Source organism: Pradoshia sp. Z4_20 (assembly GCF_058216035.1).
On record NZ_JBZAJD010000003.1, the window covers coordinates 86,191 to 104,993 of the forward strand.

Here is an 18,803-nt window from a genome sequence, read left to right on the forward strand (position 1 = left end):
ATTATTCTCAAATATACATTTCGTGAATAGATACTACCTCGTCGTTTCCACATTGACTGCAGGATAAAAGATGTTTGCATATATTTTGTCTTACCGATTGAGGATCTCCGTCCGTTTGTTTTTGTATATTGGTCTCCAGGTATGCACTATAGTCGTCATAGTAATCCATTACCTTCCCAAAGTCCTCCATATTTATATCACAATTTTTACATAAGTATTCTATAGAAGTTAGACCATTACATAAAGGACATTCCATATTATCCTCTCCAAACCTTTTCTTTTCCTTAGCGTTTCACCCATGAGATTTTTTATGTTCATGGAATCCAGATAATATTTTCCTGCTTGTACACCCTTACGAATATTATCAACTCCAGCTTTTACCTTTTTATATCTATGTATAAATTAAAGTGTGACCTTCCATACTAGCTAGTAGAAAGACGCACTCACATCAATGGGTCAAGCCGTTTAGGGCTTAGGAGATTTCATACGATAATCTCCTGTATGTCGGTTCAAATCCGACTGACCCAGCCAAATAAATCATTTTTTTAAAGGAGATTAACATCATGGCTCAAAACAGCTCAAACAATAACTCTAATCAATTGGTTGCTCCAGGTGCAGCAGAAGCAATCAATCAAATGAAATACGAAATATCTACTGAGTTTGGAGTACAACTTGGTGCTGAAACAACAGCTCGCGCAAACGGATCTGTTGGAGGGGAAATCACAAAAAGACTTGTTCGTATGGGTGAACAACAAATCAGCGGCAGATCTCAATCTTAATTAAAAATTTCATATAAAATGGCTAAAACCCCCTTCCGAACAATTCGGAAGGGGGTTACGAATGTTTTTAGGATTTTTGTTTGACCATATCTTTTGGATTTACCCATTGATCAAATTCTTCCTCAGTTAAATAACCCAATTTCAAGGCTGTTTCTTTTAACGTACTGTTATCTTTAAAGGCAAGCTTAGCAATTTCAGCTGCTTTCTCATAGCCTATATGCGGGTTTAGTGCCGTTACGAGCATAAGGGAGGACTCTACATTTTTTTGAATGCTTTCAATATTAGCCTCAAGTCCAACCAGGCAATTAACCCTGAAGGATTTAAGCGAATCTGACAATAATCTGGATGATTGCAGGAAATTATAAGCAATCACGGGTTTAAATACATTTAATTCGAAATTCCCCTGGCTTGCAGCAAATCCAATGGATGTATCATTTCCCAATACTTGAACAGCTACCATTGTTAAAGCTTCACTTTGCGTCGGATTTACTTTACCAGGCATAATCGAACTCCCAGGTTCATTTGCAGGAATGGTAATCTCCCCAATACCACTGCGAGGGCCGCTTGCCAACCAGCGTATATCATTGGCCACCTTCATCGCATCCATAGCCAAAGCTTTTAATGCACCATGCGCATAAACAATCTCATCATGGCTGGTCAATGCATGAAATTTGTTTGGTGAAGAAATGAAGTTATAACCGGTTTGTTCAGATATATATCCCGCTGTTTTATCCCCAAATTCGAGATGGGCATTAATGCCTGTACCAACAGCAGTACCTCCTATCGCAAGGCTAAGCAGCTTCTCGGCACTTTCCCTAATCATCTGTTCTGAACGTTCAAAACTGAATCTCCATCCGCTTATTTCCTGGCCAAGTGTTAATGGTGTAGCATCCTGCAGGTGAGTACGTCCAATTTTAACAATTCCCATAAACTCCTGCTCTTTTTCTTGAAGTACTTTCCTAAAAGCAATAATTTCAGGCAAAACATTTTTATGTATAGTTTCATAAGCTGCAATATGTAAAGCCGTTGGGTATGTATCATTGGAGCTTTGAGACATGTTTACATCATCATTAGGGTGCAGCGTTGCTTCAAACCCATTATTCTCCAGCCATTCATTCCCTTTACGTGCTACTACTTCATTCACATTCATATTGCTTTGGGTTCCACTTCCAGTTTGCCAAACTTTTAGAGGAAATTGACTATTTAAATTTCCTGCGATAATCTCATCACATACGTATGATATCGCATTCTTTTTTTCTTCCGATAAATTACCTAAATCAAAATTGGAATAAGCAGCTGCTTTTTTTAGGTGGGCAAAGGCATATACAATCTCAATTGGCATTAATTCTTGTCCAATTTTAAAATTGTTGCGGCTACGCTCTGTTTGAGCCCCCCAATAGCTATCAGCTGGAACACGCACTTCTCCCATCGTATCTTTTTCAATCCGATATTCCACCTTCATCATCCCCTATAAAGTATTATCTTACTATTAAGAACATACTCTCTATTATAGCAGATGGTCAAATGATAGCGCTTAAATCTAGCCCCCTTGACTGTTAGCTTTTAGGAGATATTAGGTTTACGTATCCCAAAGCATGTGCCCGATAAAAAAGCCTAAAGTCATGATACTAGCTATAGCAAGCGTTACAGTGTAATCAATCATTTTCCCTACCTCCTCATATCCTTATAATGATAAAAATAGCACATTTAACTCTGGGCTGACCGGTTAAAAAATGAAAATATTTTACAATTCTATGACTATCACTCATGTTGATTCCAATCCATCATTAATTTCCCACGTTATCTATATTTTGTTTAATTAATTTAACACAGGGTAAATAGTATATAAATTAGCTCAATAACAGAGGAAAAGGTGAGACAAAATGCAAAAATATGAAATCGGTTCTTCTGAACTTTCCATTCAAAAACAAATAACACTTCCACAATTAATGTGTATAGCACAATATGCGAAAAACTTTAATGGAACAATCAAATTGGTAAGGAATACACAAGAAATTAACGTAAAGGATATTTCTTCTTTAACAGCTTTTTTCCTAACATTAGGTACGGATGCACATGTTAAAGTCCTTGTTAAAGGCGAAAATGCTCAAGGGGCAATTGAGCAAATCGAAACAATATGTCTGACAGAAAATACTGAGTTAACACCCTCTATGTCTTAATTACAGCATAGTAGAAAAGCCCATTTGAGACCGTAAAATTTACGATTTCAAATGGGCTTTTTTCATTCCTATTGAATATGGAAGGCAACTTATTTTTTAATTAATTTTTCCAGCGATTGATCCATTCATCAAAGTTTTTCTGAATCTTTTCCTTTTGCTCAATCCAATAGTTTTTAAAACGGTTCTTTTCTACTTCCTTTTCCATATCATCTATTGTTGGAACATCAAATGTTTGATTTTCGACATTTTGTAAGGCTTTTGTCATGATTTCCTGAAAAACAATATTTGCACCGCTTATTTTATCTTTGTAAAGATACTGATTGGCTGTTGTTTTATCATAGCCCATCCACACGGCACCAACGAGGTTGGGAGAATAACCGACAAACCATTGGTCCTTTACCGCGTCCTGTCTAGACACATTATCTACCTGAGTTGAACCTGTTTTTCCAGCGATATCTCTATTTTCAACCTTTGCATTTGTTCCAGTTCCACCTTCATGATCAACCACACCCTTTAGCATGGCAGTCATATTTTTTGCTACTTCCTTGGTCGTTACTTTAATTTTTTTCCCTTTAAAGACAGCAACTTCTTTGCCGCTCGCATCTACAATCTTCCGGATAAGGTGTGCTTCCTGACGTACACCTCCATTTGCAAATACAGAATAGGCTGAAGCCATCTGCAGTGGAGATACTCCCTTGTTTAGCCCACCTAAAGCAAGACTCAGTGTTCGGTCATTCTTTCCAAGTTTAATGCCAAATTTCTCTGCATAATCCATTCCAGCTTGTATGCCTATTTCATTCAAAAGCCAGACTGCAGGGATATTTTTCGATTTATACACAGCCTCGAACATCGGAACTTCTCCTTCATACTGATCATTATAATTCTTCGGTGAATAACCTCCTGCAAATTCCATCTCCGTATCTTTAATCAAATCTGTAGGTTTATATCCTTTTTCAAGGGCAGGTGTATAAACTGCGAGCGGCTTCATCACTGAACCTGGCTGGGCTTTTAATTGTGTCGCTCTGTTATATCCAAGAAAAACATGCTCTCCCCTTCCCCCAATAAGGGCTCTGACACCGCCAGTCTTTGGATCAAGCAAAACGGCACTGCTTTGTACTAATTCATCTGCATTTGAACCTTTTGCAAACAAATCAGCTTGTTTATATACTTCTTCCATATCTTCCTGCATACCTTGATCTAGTTCTGTGTATATTTTATATCCACCTGTTAACAACTCGTCCTGCTTTATTCCATATGTTTTGTCAGCTTCCATAATCACCTGGTCAACATAGTAGGGAAACATTCCTTTTAAGGGATCGCTTAACTCTGTGAAACTTATTTCTTCTTCAGCTGCTGATTCCCTCTCTTCACTCGTAATAAACCCACTATTTTCCATCTGAACCAACACTACTTCTTGCCTTTTTTTTGCCGCCTCAAAGTTTTTATAAGGATCCAGAACAGAGGGAGCATGTATTAAACCAGCTAACAAAGCGGCCTCAGATAGATTGACCTTTTCGATTTCTTTTCCAAAATATACTTTGCTGGCATTTTGAATTCCCCAAGCGCCATGCCCAAAATAAATTTGATTTAAATACATCTCCATGATTTCATCTTTTGAGTATTCACGTTCAATCTGGCTGGCTATCGAAACCTCCTTCAGCTTTCTCTTCAAGGTTTGTTCAGGCGTTAAAAGTGTTATTTTTGCCAGTTGCTGCGTGATAGTACTTCCACCCTGAACAACAGTTCCTGCAGTGAAATTCTCATATGCTGCTCGAATAATCCCTATATAATCAATCCCACTATGTTCATAAAAACGTCGGTCTTCTATTGATATAACAGCATCAATCACATGCTCTGGAGTCTGATTAATTGAAACCCCTTCTGTCTTATTTGCTGAAATTTTACTAGCCTCTTCTCCATCCATATCATAAATGATGGTTGGCTGCATAAGCTCAGTTTTCAGATGAGACAAATCAACTTCCTGATTTAAGAGCAGATAAAGGAATGAACTTATGATAAGGGCTATGAACGATAGACCAAGCAGAAGAATGTGTACTAAACGAGAATGGTCAAATATTTTTAAAAACTTATAACCCATCCAATTCTCATCCTCTCTAAAAATCAACTAAATTTCTATCCATTGTTACATATTATACACAAAAAATAAAAAACAACTGATAGACAGTTGTTTTAGGTTTACCTATATCTTTCACTTGTTAATCTCATTATTCGAGTTTCCAATTTCTTTATGCAATGTTTCCATATACATATAAACAATTTGCTTTAATTTTACATCTGCTCCCAAAACATCCAAGTGAGTTAAGCATTTTTTAATAATTGGGTGAATATCCTGGGGTTGTTTTTCATCTAACATCCTCATCACCTCTTTTTTCTATAATACAAGAATACAAGATATTTGCTGGTATGACCATTGGTCTTTTGGCATATTTATCTATTTTTCGAACTTCTTAATAGGTAATCTTGATTTGACCCTATTTCACAACAAATTAAGACTAATTTTCCAAATTATCAAAAAAGATAATATACCTACTCTTTTAAGGCATAAGGTCACTATATAGGATATTGGATTGACAGGTTCCCTTGCCTGATGTTTCCAAAAGTCAAATAAAGGATAAATAATAACGAGTGCAAATAAAATGAAGGGACTGAGTTATATGTTTAACCATATATTGGTGGCGTTCGACGGCTCAGATTCGGCTAAATTGGGTTTATCAATGGGATTAAATTTTTGTAAGAGTAAAGAGAACTCCTTATTATCAGTAGTTTATGTTTATGAAGAAAATAATGAAGGATTAATTCCTGAGAATACATTTGTAGCCTCAACCAACAGCACATTTTACGCAGACTCCAGCCAGGGGCAGGCAATCGTACCAGAAACTAATTCTTTAATAAACAATAACTCTGCGAATAACAATCGACTTGAGGAAATTGAACGCTATGTAAACAGCTTGGAAGGTAATAATCTTATCCATTCACATTTTGTAGTACTTGAAGGGACAATTGATGATATGATTCTTCAATATGCTGAAAAAGAGGGAGTCGATTTAATTATTGTCGGCAATAGCAGCACTACCGGTCTTCGTAAATTGTTTCTCGGCAATATCTCTGAAAAAATCATTAAAAATGCCTCATGTCCTGTGTTAGTGGCAAAATAATTAATTGTTCCTTAACTATATAAGGCCTCCTGCCTCATAGAGAGCAAAAGGAGGCCATTTATTTTGCTAGAAAATCCAAATCTAAAAAAATTATCAAACTAAAAAAAGAGACATTCCAGGCAACTTCATACACACGTACGTTCAACAGGAATCTCTCAATATCAGAGTATTATTGCAACACTTTATTAACCAATTCTTTATATTTATTATGTGCATCATTCTCGTTTAATGAACTATAGATTCGATACTGATCCCCATCTAAAATACGATAGTGCTCACTAATCATATTTTGCTGCAGAACATACCCGCCATCATTAAGAATATCTTTCCACCATACCTTACCGCCAAGCATTTTTTCTTTCCTGTAATCAATTCTTTCTCTTGAAACCGTTTCAATGACCTCGAGAGGGTCCCCGCCAAATAAAGTCTGCACTGTTAATGTTTCACGAAATAATGAAACGACAGCCACGACAGTAGTCCAGCTTGCTTCATTACGCTCTTTTTCAATTTGTACCAATGTTTTTTTAGAAATACCGATTATTTCAGCCATCTTGTCTTGTGTATAATCAACTTCCACACGGATTAATCGCATACGTTCAGATATTAGACGAATAATTTCATCCTTACTCATAATCATCCCACTTCCCATCAATATAAAATATAATATTTATACTCCAAATTTAATGTTCACTACTATCATTATAATAGAAATAAATGGAAGATAGGTATTATTATGTATAAATTTACTAATTTTTTTATTTTCTCTTCTTCTTTTTACAAAAAACTGCTTTCTATTAATTAAAAAGGACGATAGAACTATAACTCTTTCAGGAGCGAAGCCAAGATGGGTCGGGTTCAAGTACATGGAATGAGAAAAACTCAAAAAGACTTTCGACTATGTCGAGAGCCCTAAATTCAAATTATTAATCTTTTTAGGAATGATGTACAGATTTCCGCAAGATAACCCGTGGTGCTGCTGCAAATAATAGCATCATTACCATTCCGCTTACAACAACACTTGGCAGCATATAGGATAAATTATAAAACAACGAGAAAACTGCGACTGATTGGCCATCTGCTGCGCCAGTTCCAAAGAAAACCATTCCAGCAATAAAGTGTGCAAAAAAACGCATCGTACTTCCCAGTAGTATTCCTAAAACAATAATACCTGATGTTTTAATATCCTTTTTGCCAATTCGTTCTCTATCTGCATATTTAAATACAATCCCAGCTAAGCCAACAACCGTATAAGCGACAATATAATCGAGAAAACCTTGTACAGGATGCATGATATAAGCAGTTCCTGATAGAATTTGTAGCAAACCCAACAGTAATCCTGTGGTTACGCCACCTTTAACACCCCATCGATAAGCCATTAAAAAAACAGGTACCATAGCGATTGACACGCTGCCACCCTGCGGCCATAAACTAAAAGATACAACAGTGGCCAACAAATCAAAAATAAATGCCAAAGCAGAAAAAACAGCAATCTCCACCATAAATAATAATCGTTTGTTTCTCATCTTACTTCCCCTTTCTAATCAAGAGCTCCTGAATCGTAACCTCCATCTTGATCGGGCATCCAAAAATGCAAAAAAGCAATGCTCGCACAAAAATGGCTCGCATTGCTTACATTACATTCATTCAGCCACATTCCTACGCTAGTGCTAACTAACAGGTTCGAAGGGTCAGAACTCGATCGTTCACTCTCAGCCATAGGCTCCCCTTGTGGAATACTATTCATTTCTTACATCGTACTAATTTTTCCATACATTAGCAAGTATTATTAATCCAAATCTAACTAAGCAGTCATTTCTTCTATTTTTATTGTATCTGCTTTATCTTCTTTTTCTTCACGTTTCTTTTCAGATTCGGCAATAATTACAGCACAAGATGCATCTCCAGTAATATTAACTGCTGTTCTCGTCATATCAAGTAAGCGATCAATACCGAGGATCAAACCTACACCCTCAACTGGAAGGCCAACCTGGCCAAGAACCATAGTCAACATGATTAATCCTACACCCGGCACACCTGCTGTTCCAATACTTGCAAGAACAGCTGTCAGGATGACAGTAATTAATTGCGTCATTGTAAGGTCCACACTATATGCCTGGGCAATAAATACAGTAGCAACCCCTTGCATAATAGCAGTTCCATCCATATTAATGGTAGCGCCAAGCGGCTGCACAAAGCTGCTGATACTTTTTGGTACATTCAGCTCTTTTTGTGTAAGCTCCATAGCTACCGGCAAAGTTGCACTGCTCGACGAAGTACTAAACCCGACTGTCATAGCTGGGAAAAACTTTTTGAAAAACTCTATTGGATTACGTTTCGCGAATATTGCAATCGCTCCCCCGTATATGACAATTGTATGAGCCAATAATGCCAAAAGAACTACGATCATATAAAGACCCATATTTTTAATAGCCGGAAGACCTTGGCTTCCGACAGCAGTTGCTATTAAGGCAAATGTTGCATAAGGTGCTGCCTTCATAATTAGGTTAACTAAATACATCAGTACTTCATTACCTTGCTCCAAAAGGTTGATAATACCTTTTGTTTTTTCTCCAAGAGCCGTAATTGCGATCCCAAAGAAAATAGACATTACAATTACCTGAAGCATATTTCCATCCGCCATTGCCTGAATTGGATTCTTTGGAATGATATTAATGAGAGTTTCAGTTATAGAAGGGGCTGTAGTGGCTGTATATTCAGCTGAGGCAATATCAAAATTACCTCCGTTCCCTGGTTTAATGACTAAGGCCAGGAATATACCAATTGTGATAGCAAATGCAGTCGTTGAAAGAAAATAAAGAATGGTTTTACCACCAATTCTGCCGAGTTTTTTAGGATCCCCTAAACCCGCCGTACCTAGAGTAATTGAGATAAGTACAATAGGAACAACCAGCATGGTAATAGCGTTAATGAACAGACTGCCGATTGGTGAAAATACTAAAGCATTTAAGATTTCAAATGATTGAGGTGAAAAAATGTTAAGCATCAATCCAACAATCGCACCAAAAAACAATCCTAATATAATTTTAACTGTAAGGTTCATAGATGTCCTCCTTCAATTATCTATTAGAAAAAATCTACTATACTCCACATAAAAGGAGAATTTAACGAAAAAACACCCCACAAATTAGAATGGTTTTTCTTATTTCTATATAATAATAGTAGATTATTCCTAAGATGACAATGGAAAGAATTACAGGGAGGTGTGTACAATCTTGCTCTTAGCTTGAGTGAGGGCCTGTTTTTCTCGTTTTGTCCCTTGATCACATAAATATAAATTTTTATATTTCCGTCTTTTCTGCATATCCTCATACAACAGCAAAAAAAGACGCATACATGCGTCTTCTGTGAAATGATCGTATTTTTAACTAATATGTATGTATGAGATTGATTAATGACTTTTTAGTTCTACTTCCTTCTTGGACTCAGATGCTTCCTCAGCCATTAATTCATGACCCAAATCAGAGAACCCTGAAATAAATACATTTGAAAATATTTCATTACGTGATTTTGTCTTTTCAATGATAATTCCCTGCACCTTAAATTTAGATACGATATCCATACACACTATCTCCACCTCTAATTTATACTAATCCATACAAATATACCCTTATATTAATCCCTCAAACCAAAATACAAGCATTTTATTTGACATTTATATCTGTTTTATTTACTAACTGATTTTATGTAAATAACACTATAATTATGTTACTTATGTAAATAATTCCACAACTTAAATTTTACTAAATTGCTGAAAAAAAGATAGTCCCAAATTTCATATTTATTGAAAATATAGTCAAATTATTAAATTAGGAATAAAAACAAATGCTATTCATTTATAAATTTAATATAATGGATAGTAATAACTCTTTTTCAAATACTTCTCTTTTATAATCCAAGGGGTGATTCACATGGGAAGTTGATGACCAAAAACATTCATATAGTCGATCTTTTATATTTAAACCATTTAGCTGATAGCAGCTTATTACTACAGGAGGTGACTCCTTGACCGTCATAAACGGTTAAAGGAAATTTATTGGACATATGGAATTTGGTTTTTATAGCCATTTTGATTGCATTAACCGCATTTTTTGTTGCATCGGAGTTCGCAATTGTTAAAATTCGTTCTTCACGGATAGATCAATTACTTGAAGAAGGAAATAAAAAGGCAATAAGTACAAAAAAAATCATCACAAATCTGGATGAATACTTGTCTGCCTGTCAGCTTGGCATAACGATGACAGCACTGGCACTTGGCTGGATCGGAGAAGAAACCTTTGCCACTATCATATCTCCAGTAATATCATTCTTGACATTACCGGATGCTGTTGCCAAAACACTGACCATCATTCTCTCTTTTATGTTAATTACATTTATTCACGTAGTCATTGGTGAATTGGCACCAAAGACTGTTGCCATTCAAAAAGCGGAATCAATTGCTCTTCTTACTTCAAAGCCACTTATGACTTTCTATAAAATCATGTATCCTTTTATATGGGCTCTTAACGGGTCAGCAAGGCTGATTGCCAAATCAGTCGGAGTTGAACCCGCATCAAAATATGAGATTGCACATACAGAAGAAGAACTGCAAATTATTTTGTCTGAGAGTTTGAAGAGCGGCGAAATTAATCAATCTGAGTTTAAATATGTGAACAATATATTTGAATTTGATAACCGAATTGCAAAAGAAATTATGGTACCACGAACAGAAATGATTTCCTTATCAAAAGATGACCTCGTAAAGGAATTTATTGATGTATTTCATGCTGAGAAATTCACTCGTTATCCTATTATTGATGGAGATAAGGATCACATCATTGGATTAGTAAATGTAAAAGAAATACTGACAGATATCGTCCAGCATAAACAGGTGACAACTGTCACTCTTGATCCCTACATTAGGCCGATAATCCGTGTCTTAGATACCATGCCGATTCATGACTTATTAGTCAAGATGCAAACTGAACGCATTCACATGGCTGTTCTGATGGATGAGTATGGCGGAACTTCAGGTTTAGTCACTATTGAAGATATAGTTGAAGAAATTGTTGGAGAAATCCGCGACGAATTCGATGCTGACGAGATACCTGAGATTCGTAAAAATCCAGACGGCTCCTATATCGTTGATTCAAAAGTACTTATCAGTGAAATTAATGACTTGCTTGGAACTAATTTGGATGACTCAGATATTGATACAATCGGCGGATGGGTTCTAACCGAAAATTATGATGCCAAGTTGGGGGATACGATTGACCTCGAAGGATATGAAGTAACCATCATCGATATGGAAGACCATCATATCCATTATGTTGAAATTAAGCAAAAGGTTAAAGAATATCAGATAATCGGTATACCACAAAAAAACGTCGCTGAAGAAGATAATGTCCTCTTCTCTTAATATTTAAATTATTTATAGAACACCAACCAACAAACCGCTTCTCCAAATTGGAATTTAATTTCCTTAGAGAAGCGGTTTTTATAATGTATGCCTCTTTTCCTGATTAGCTACAAGATCCTTTCGAGCTAGCTTATTTACTTCAGGAAAACAAAATTAAGCAGAACCTTAACAGGTCCTGCTCAATCATTACTCGGTTATAACAGTCGTTTTCGTCTTATACAATCTATAGAGCCTTACAATATTTTTGGTGATCGTTTTTACAACAGCATAGGTCGGCACGGCTAATATCATCCCCATTATACCAGCTAAACTTCCTGCAACCAATAATATCAAGATAATGGTCAATGGATGAATATTAAGTGATTTCCCAATAATCAACGGAGAAATCAGATTACCATCAATTTGTTGAACTATTACAATCACTAAGATGACCAAAATAGCTGTTAGCGGCGATTGGAATAGACCGACTACCACTGCCGGTGCAGCCCCAATAAACGGGCCTACATAAGGAATAATGTTTGTAATTGCAATTACTAATCCCAGCGTCAGTGCATATGGTAAATCCAGTATTAAGAAACCGATAAAACAACACGTACCGACAAAAATACAGACAATAATTTGTCCCTGTATATAGCTTGCCAATGTCTCAGAGGTTTCCTGAATAATAACCATTCCTTCTTTCCTAAAAGAAGATGGTAAAAATCTCATGATTGCATTGGGAAGTTTATTCCCATCCTTCAACATATAAAACAGGATGAACGGAACTGTTATGATAATTAATGTCAGATTTGTGATAAAGGAGAAGACGACCGAGACTCCAGTCGTTATATTCTTTGTCACAGTGGTTGTGAATTCAAGCAATCTGTCCTTCAGTTCGTCTATTTTAACTATATCCTGTTGAATTACATAATTAACCAAAGGGGAATCAGATGCATCCTCAATGATTCTTCCAATATCATCAATGATTTTAGGCGTATTCTCGACTATATCTGTTATTTGATTCGAAACGATTGGCCCAACTGTTGCTCCACCAAATATAAATAAACCAATCAGGGCTATGTATACGATCAAGATTCCAATGATTTTTGGTACTTTCCGCTTTATCATAAATTTTAAAAGTGGATTTAATAAATAAAACAGAAATCCTGAAATCAAAATTGGGAAAAAAAGCGTAGATATGAAGATCCCAATCGGATTAAATAAGAAGGAAATTTTTGTACTTACGAATATAATCAATAACAGTAACAAGATTTCCAATGTCCAAAAATGTAATTTTGATTTCAATTGTATCCTCCTCTCCTCATATTCGGTTATTCCCCATTATATCGTATTTATTCGTTAGAAAAAACATTCCCATTAATATAATGTTTTAATACATTAGATGTCATACTTTTTATAAAAATCTGTTTTCCTACTGATTGTTGTATAATATTGGTAAGGCGGTGTTTAAATTGAAGAACTACACAGTGATGTTTCTGTTGCTATTTGTTGCAAGTATCGCAGGTGGTATGGCGCTAAAAAACATTTTCGGATATTCAATGTTAGTTGGAGTTGGGTTAGCATTCATATTTTTGCTTTGTTCAGCTTTTTCACTAAGCATAAACAACCATAAGAACCAAAACACAGAAATGGGAGATGAAATTAGAAGATTGTCTTAATATTCAATTCCCGAACTTTGAAAAGGGTATAACAATTCACCAGCTATTACGGAGTATGGATAGAGAAACATAATGATGAGATTTTCAAATATCATATTATGAGTTATGACCCGGGAGTTAGTTTCCATTCGGCATTTTATCCTAAGATGTCAATCACAGCCGTAATATGTTCTAACAAATCTAAAGGTGCATATGATATTACGCAGGAAATTGAGAAAGAAATTTTAACCCTTTGGGATCATAGAAAGAGTAACTCAGGTTGAAGTGAGGTTAATCCATAACAATGTTTAATGTAGAATTAATGGACTTATAGAAAAATACTATGTAAAGGAGTGACACTATAGTGGAAACAGTAAAGCCAGAGGTGGAAACATCGAATTTTGTAGATATCTTTACGAATGTTTTACCTTTTTTTCTATTGGCGGTAATGATTTTAATTATTATCGCTATTATATATATTGTTAAGATTTTTAAGCGTTATCTAACTAACAGTAAAATGGTTGAGCAAAAACTAAAGCTGATAGAAACAGATATACAGGAGACTAAACAACGTCTTGACCGAATTGAAAAAAATCTTAAATAAAATTTAATATATTTTTTAGTATGCTAGCTAGGGGCTTCAAACAAAGTAATGACAGCACAAAAGCTGTCTTTTTTTATTGAGATATCAGCAATATACTATTAGAAAAGAACTAATACAAATAAACCGGAACTTTTATGTTCCGGCTCTATCTCCAGCTTTGTTTAGAACGCCCAATTCCCTTTTCGGAAAATAGGTTCTTTTGTTCCATCCGCCAATTCTCCATCAATGTCCATTTCAGCAGAACCAATCATAAAATCAACATGATTAATACTTATATTGACACCATCATTCGCTAATTGATCTTCATTCATCTCTTTGCCTCCTTCAAGACAAAAAGCATAGCCTGAGCCAATAGCCAAGTGATTGGATGCATTTTCATCAAAGAGAGTATTATAGAATAAAATATTTGTATCAGAGATTGGTGACTGATGAGGTACTAGGGCAACTTCACCAAGATAGCGAGATCCTTCATCAGAGTCAAGAAGATTCTTAAGAACATTCTCACCTGTTTCTGCCTTTACATCTACAACTTTTCCTTTTTCAAATGTTAACGTGAAATTGTTAATGACATTTCCGCCATAGCTTAAAGGCTTCGTGCTTGTAACAGTTCCATTCACGCCTTCTTTATAAGGAACCGTAAAGACTTCCTCTGTTGGCATATTAGCCATAAACGATATACCTTTTGAATTCACACTACCGGCTCCGCACCATATATGTTTATCAGACAGCTCAATGGATAAATCTGTTCCTGGCGCTTTATAATGAAGAACTTTATATTTTTTTGAATTTAAATAGTCTGCTTTTGTACGCAGGGTTTCATCGTGTTCCTTCCAAGCAGCAACTGGATCCTCACTATCTACTCGGACTGCTTTAAAAATCGCATCCCAAAGTAATTCCACACTGTTTTCGGAATCAGGGAAAATCTTGTCAGCCCAGGCCTTCCCTGCAGCAGCTGTTACACACCAGCTCACTTTATCAGATTGTGTAGCTTGTCTAAATTTATTTAATGCAGTGCCTGCCGCTTTTTGAAAGCTAGCAATTCGATTCGGATCGATTCCTTTTAATAGGTCAGGACTCTGAGAAACAATTGATAGGAAAGCACCACCTTTTTCTACCAACTCCTCTCGTTGAGCCACTATCCATTGCGGAAATTCATTAAAGGCTTCATCTGGAGCCAATTCATATTTGATTCTGCTAACCTCTTCATCAGCCCAATCCACGTATACATGCTTTGCACCGGCTTCATAAGCTTTTTTAACAACTTGGCGTGTAAACGATGCTGATTCAATTGAGGATGAGATTACCAAAATTTGCCCTTCTTGAATATTGACTCCCACTTTAACAACCAATTCTGCATATTTGTTTAATTTTTGTTCAAAATTCATTCTTTCAGCTCCTTTAAAACATCATTCCCATTCGTTACTATTTTACCACTCCTTGTTGGAATACACAGTTGAACGAATTGGTTTTTTTAAAAATTATAAAAAAAGAGAATACCTTTATCAATACTGGTTATTATCACTTGATTCAGTAACTGGACTTCCCGCTGTTCTTTGTTTAATCATACTCAGGAAATTTTCCACTGTCTTTGCCAGATATCTTTCTTTGGACCAAATAACACCCACCGTAGATGTTAAATCTTTTTCTTGAAGCTGATAACTGTATAATTGGTGTGTATCATATGTCTTTACAACTGATTCCGGTACAACAGTGACCCCAAATCCCTGCTTTACCAATTGAAGTAATAGCTTGATGTCTGAGCATTCGCTTTTCACTAACGGTTTTATGTGCAGCCTTGAGAATTCACTGACAATCATTTTGTAGATTCCTAATCCTTCATTGCTTGGTAGAATTAATGGTTTTTTACTAATGCTTTTTAAAGAAACGATTGTTTCAGAGCTCTCTATTTTTTCATTTGTTAAATAAACAAATGGCTCTGTTTTAATGGGCAGTATATTCACCTCATGAGACTCAATTGGAAAGATGACATATCCAATGTCAAGCAGCCCCTCCTTAATCATTTTCGTCAATTCCACTGAATTCCCTTGATAAACGGTGTAATAAACATTAGGATATTTTTGATGAAAGTCATTTAGATAACCTGCTAATTGATAATCAGAAAATGTATTTACTCCAATGCGGAGATTACCACTTAATCCTTCCACCATTTCTTTCGTTTCAGTTATCATTTCTTCAAATACTCTAATGATATCCACTGCTTTTTGATAGAGAGAGGCTCCTGCCTGAGTTAATTCAAGAGTGTTTCCTTTCCTATTAAAAAGGACAACTTCTAATTCATCTTCCATTCTCTTTAATTGTTGACTGAGCGGCGGCTGAGCCATATGCAATCGTTTTGCCGCTCTAGTAATTTGTTTTTCTTCTGCAATGGCTACAAAATAGCGTAACTGTTTTATATCCATATCCTGTCCTCATTTCCGTTATATCAAAAAGATATACTTATCATACAAAATAAATATTTTTCATATATTACACACAATGATAGCATGGGAAGGTAGCTTTTTAAAAAGGAGAACGACACATCATGGAAAAATTATTTAAATTGGATGCGCACGGTACTACCATAAAACGTGAAATCCTCGCTGGCTTTATTTCTTTTATCACCATTGTTTATATCGTAATTGTCAATTCCAAAATCCTATCAGAAGCCGGAATACCATATGACGCAGCTATGATTGGAACTATACTTACCTGTGTATTCGGTTGCATGATTATGGGACTTTGGAGTAATACTCCCATCATCGTCGTCCCGGGCATGGGAATTAACGCAATGTTCACATATACAATCGTTATCAATGGTAACTATAGCTGGCAGGAAGCACTTGGAATTGTTTTTCTTTCAGGTGTACTTTTCATGCTTATTGCGTTCACACCGTTAGCTAAAAAAATTACTGAAGCAATCCCGCATTCCTTAAAAGCAGGAATTACAGTTGGGATTGGAATTTTATTAATGTTTATAGGGTTTGAGCAAAGCGGAATTATCGTTTCCTCACCTGAAACTATTGTTGCTCTTGGTGACTTAACAAATGCGGAAACCTTGTTAACCATTCTTGGTCTTATAATTACCTTTATTCTATTTACTCGTAATATTCCTGGAAATCTCCTAATCAGTGTCGCTATCATCACCATCCTGGCCATCTTTCTTGGAGTGGTAAACCTTGATGGGTTTGAATGGACTCAACCATCATTTAACTCGTATGGAGAAGTTTTTGGAGCCATGTCATTTACCAATATCTTCTCAATCGGTTTTCTGTTAACTTCTTTTTCAATGGCCATGGTTGTGACCTTTGAAAATATTGGGTTAATTCATGCACATACTGTATCTATAAAACAACCCGAGAAAAATAATAAAGCCCTTAAAGCTAACGCTCTATCTGTCCTGTCATGCGGTATATTCGGGTCAAGCCCGACTGTTGCCACTGTGGAAACAGCAGCAGGGATTACAGCAGGCGGACGAACAGGATTAACAGCTGTCACTACAGGCTTGTTCTTTTTTGCTTCATTATTTTTATTACCTATAATTAAAATCATTCCAAATGCAGCTATATCCCCTATTTTGATTTTAATTGGGGCATTAATGATTCAAAATATAACGGAAATTGATCTGAATGACTTAACTGAGAGTTTCCCTGCTTTATTGGTGATTGTTTTAATTCCATTAACATTCAGCATTGCCAATGGAATGGCTATAGGATTCATAGCCTATCCATTAATTAAGCTATTTTTAGGAAAAAAACGCGATGTTTCAGTACCACTTTATATTATTGCTCTATTATTTACGCTCAATTTTGTCTTTCAATATACATCCATATAAGAAACAAACCGGACAGGTGTTAGATGGCTGTCCGGTTTGTTAATGTTAATTAAATCTTGAACGTGGATAACTAAAATTTCGGTAAAACAGAACGAAAAAAGGCCAATTTACAATTAACATGTAAATTGGCCTTCGTTTATTCTGGAAAGTATGGATTTAAATGAATGAGCACTTCTTCAATATGGTCAAATTTCTCCTTTAGAGAATTCTTAATCTCTCTTGATAGGTCATGACCTTCTTTAATTGTTTTATCCTGGTCAATGGAGATACGAATATCCATTATTATGTAGTGACCATGTTCTCTTGCCCTTATTCGGTCAATACGTCTGACTTCCTCAAAACTAAGGATAACAGCCTCAAATTGCTCCATCATTTCCGGCTGTACATTGCGTTCGATTAGAATATGGAAGGCTTCTGTCAGCATTTCCCTTGCAATTTTAAAAATCAAATAGGCTACAAATATACTCGCGACTTTATCCCCATATAAGAGAAAGGTAATTCCTAATTTATCCCCAAGATAAGATAAAAGTATACCTATTGCTGCAGCCAGCGATGCCACTATATCTGCCTGGTGATCATATGCTACCGCTTCAATCGCTTTACTGTTTACCCGTTTGCCGACATTCATGGAATAACGGAATAAGCATTCTTTCGTTACATAAGAAAATAAAGCAATCCAGAAGGCAATCATGCTTGGAGTTTCAATAGGATGGAAAAATCCAGCTACACCTTCATACACAATATAAAGGGATACTAATAATAATAAGATTCCAATTACCCCGGAAACAATTACTTCAGCTTTGCCGTGTCCGTATGGATGCTCAAGATCCGCAGGTTTATTTGAAACTTTAAGTACCAATAATACGATGACCGCCGCAAAAACATCCGCTGCCGAGTGTATCCCATCTGCGAATAACGCATCACTGCTTGCGATTATTCCGATTACGATTTTTCCAACTGTAAGAATTATATTGCTCCAAATACTAATCCAGGCTACCCTTTTTGCCATTGACTCTCTAAGTTCCAAGAAAATTCACCCCATACTTATTACACCTATATGAAATGGATTCCATACGTTGGTGCAAAAAAAATGTTATGCCACTGTTTAATCAAACTGTATAAAACTGATTTCGGAAACATATCAATTGTGAACACAAAACAATATTTTATCTTTTTCAC

The 18,803-nt window shown here is 35.9% G+C and carries 18 protein-coding genes, 1 pseudogene and 1 riboswitch; of the genes and pseudogenes, 8 read left to right on the top strand and 11 right to left on the bottom strand.

The window, feature by feature from the left end; translation table 11 throughout:
• Nucleotides 1-563 precede the first annotated feature (563 nt).
• Nucleotides 564-779: an alpha/beta-type small acid-soluble spore protein gene (locus tag AC4BHP_RS10530; protein ID WP_066101945.1), complete on the top strand. Its 216-nt coding sequence runs from the start codon at nt 564-566 to the stop codon at nt 777-779.
• A 67-nt stretch (nt 780-846) separates the two neighbouring features.
• Here AC4BHP_RS10530 and fumC read toward each other — a convergent pair whose 3' ends face one another.
• Complete coding sequence (fumC, locus tag AC4BHP_RS10535) at nt 847-2,235, bottom strand: class II fumarate hydratase (RefSeq protein ID WP_139891508.1); 1,389 nt, start codon at nt 2,233-2,235, stop codon at nt 847-849.
• Between the two features lie 427 nt (nt 2,236-2,662).
• On the opposite strand from fumC, the gene AC4BHP_RS10540 reads away from it, so the two are divergent.
• Nucleotides 2,663-2,959: an HPr family phosphocarrier protein gene (locus tag AC4BHP_RS10540; protein WP_066101953.1), complete on the top strand. Its 297-nt coding sequence runs from the start codon at nt 2,663-2,665 to the stop codon at nt 2,957-2,959.
• A 100-nt stretch (nt 2,960-3,059) separates the two neighbouring features.
• On the opposite strand, the gene AC4BHP_RS10545 is transcribed toward AC4BHP_RS10540, so the two are convergent.
• Together AC4BHP_RS10545 and AC4BHP_RS10550 are read right to left on the bottom strand one after the other, a co-directional pair.
• A complete protein-coding gene (locus AC4BHP_RS10545) occupies nt 3,060-5,057 on the bottom strand; it encodes a transglycosylase domain-containing protein (RefSeq protein ID WP_490552136.1) in 1,998 nt (665 codons plus the stop codon).
• 111 nt (nt 5,058-5,168) lie between these two features.
• Nucleotides 5,169-5,333 carry a hypothetical protein gene (locus tag AC4BHP_RS10550; protein WP_175354229.1) on the bottom strand — a complete coding sequence of 55 codons (165 nt, stop codon included), beginning with the start codon at nt 5,331-5,333 and terminating at the stop codon, nt 5,169-5,171.
• Between the two features lie 301 nt (nt 5,334-5,634).
• On the opposite strand from AC4BHP_RS10550, the gene AC4BHP_RS10555 reads away from it, so the two are divergent.
• Nucleotides 5,635-6,135 carry a universal stress protein gene (locus tag AC4BHP_RS10555; protein WP_066101960.1) on the top strand — a complete coding sequence of 167 codons (501 nt, stop codon included), beginning with the start codon at nt 5,635-5,637 and terminating at the stop codon, nt 6,133-6,135.
• Between the two features lie 169 nt (nt 6,136-6,304).
• Here the strand turns inward: AC4BHP_RS10555 and AC4BHP_RS10560 are convergent, their stop codons facing one another.
• From AC4BHP_RS10560 to AC4BHP_RS10575, 4 genes are all read right to left on the bottom strand, one after another.
• Entirely contained in the window at nt 6,305-6,766 is a 462-nt protein-coding gene (locus AC4BHP_RS10560) for a helix-turn-helix domain-containing protein (protein ID WP_066101963.1), read from the bottom strand.
• A gap of 301 nt (nt 6,767-7,067) precedes the next feature.
• Nucleotides 7,068-7,658, bottom strand: a complete 591-nt coding sequence (gene thiT / locus AC4BHP_RS10565; RefSeq protein ID WP_490552144.1) for an energy-coupled thiamine transporter ThiT — start codon at nt 7,656-7,658, stop codon at nt 7,068-7,070.
• A gap of 113 nt (nt 7,659-7,771) precedes the next feature.
• Nucleotides 7,772-7,872, bottom strand: a riboswitch (TPP riboswitch).
• Between the two features lie 64 nt (nt 7,873-7,936).
• Nucleotides 7,937-9,196 (bottom strand): dicarboxylate/amino acid:cation symporter, encoded by a 1,260-nt coding sequence (locus AC4BHP_RS10570; RefSeq protein WP_066101967.1) that lies wholly within the window; start codon nt 9,194-9,196, stop codon nt 7,937-7,939.
• Between the two features lie 348 nt (nt 9,197-9,544).
• Nucleotides 9,545-9,715 carry a hypothetical protein gene (locus AC4BHP_RS10575; protein ID WP_180349928.1) on the bottom strand — a complete coding sequence of 57 codons (171 nt, stop codon included), beginning with the start codon at nt 9,713-9,715 and terminating at the stop codon, nt 9,545-9,547.
• Between the two features lie 474 nt (nt 9,716-10,189).
• On the opposite strand from AC4BHP_RS10575, the gene AC4BHP_RS10580 reads away from it, so the two are divergent.
• Nucleotides 10,190-11,551, top strand: a complete 1,362-nt coding sequence (locus AC4BHP_RS10580) for a hemolysin family protein (protein ID WP_077247972.1) — start codon at nt 10,190-10,192, stop codon at nt 11,549-11,551.
• A gap of 186 nt (nt 11,552-11,737) precedes the next feature.
• On the opposite strand, the gene AC4BHP_RS10585 is transcribed toward AC4BHP_RS10580, so the two are convergent.
• Complete coding sequence (locus tag AC4BHP_RS10585) at nt 11,738-12,835, bottom strand: AI-2E family transporter (RefSeq protein WP_148630824.1); 1,098 nt, start codon at nt 12,833-12,835, stop codon at nt 11,738-11,740.
• Nucleotides 12,836-13,002: 167 nt separating this feature from the next.
• On the opposite strand from AC4BHP_RS10585, the gene AC4BHP_RS10590 reads away from it, so the two are divergent.
• The 3 genes and pseudogenes from AC4BHP_RS10590 (at nt 13,003) to AC4BHP_RS10600 (ending at nt 13,792) form a co-directional block, all read left to right on the top strand.
• Nucleotides 13,003-13,209 (top strand): hypothetical protein, encoded by a 207-nt coding sequence (locus AC4BHP_RS10590; protein WP_066101973.1) that lies wholly within the window; start codon nt 13,003-13,005, stop codon nt 13,207-13,209.
• 47 nt (nt 13,210-13,256) lie between these two features.
• Nucleotides 13,257-13,472 (top strand): annotated as a pseudogene (locus AC4BHP_RS10595) (hypothetical protein); the annotation flags it as partial.
• Nucleotides 13,473-13,552: 80 nt separating this feature from the next.
• Nucleotides 13,553-13,792, top strand: a complete 240-nt coding sequence (locus tag AC4BHP_RS10600) for a hypothetical protein (protein WP_148630822.1) — start codon at nt 13,553-13,555, stop codon at nt 13,790-13,792.
• Between the two features lie 161 nt (nt 13,793-13,953).
• On the opposite strand, the gene AC4BHP_RS10605 is transcribed toward AC4BHP_RS10600, so the two are convergent.
• Nucleotides 13,954-15,177: an aminopeptidase gene (locus AC4BHP_RS10605; RefSeq protein WP_066101980.1), complete on the bottom strand. Its 1,224-nt coding sequence runs from the start codon at nt 15,175-15,177 to the stop codon at nt 13,954-13,956.
• A gap of 117 nt (nt 15,178-15,294) precedes the next feature.
• Nucleotides 15,295-16,212, bottom strand: coding sequence for a LysR family transcriptional regulator (locus AC4BHP_RS10610; protein WP_066101984.1), 918 nt, complete (start codon nt 16,210-16,212; stop codon nt 15,295-15,297).
• A gap of 122 nt (nt 16,213-16,334) precedes the next feature.
• On the opposite strand from AC4BHP_RS10610, the gene AC4BHP_RS10615 reads away from it, so the two are divergent.
• On the top strand, nt 16,335-17,624 hold the full coding sequence (locus AC4BHP_RS10615) for an NCS2 family permease (RefSeq protein ID WP_139891510.1): 1,290 nt from the start codon (nt 16,335-16,337) through the stop codon (nt 17,622-17,624).
• 136 nt (nt 17,625-17,760) lie between these two features.
• Here AC4BHP_RS10615 and AC4BHP_RS10620 read toward each other — a convergent pair whose 3' ends face one another.
• A complete protein-coding gene (locus AC4BHP_RS10620) occupies nt 17,761-18,633 on the bottom strand; it encodes a cation diffusion facilitator family transporter (protein ID WP_139891579.1) in 873 nt (290 codons plus the stop codon).
• Between the last annotated feature and the right edge of the window lie 170 nt (nt 18,634-18,803).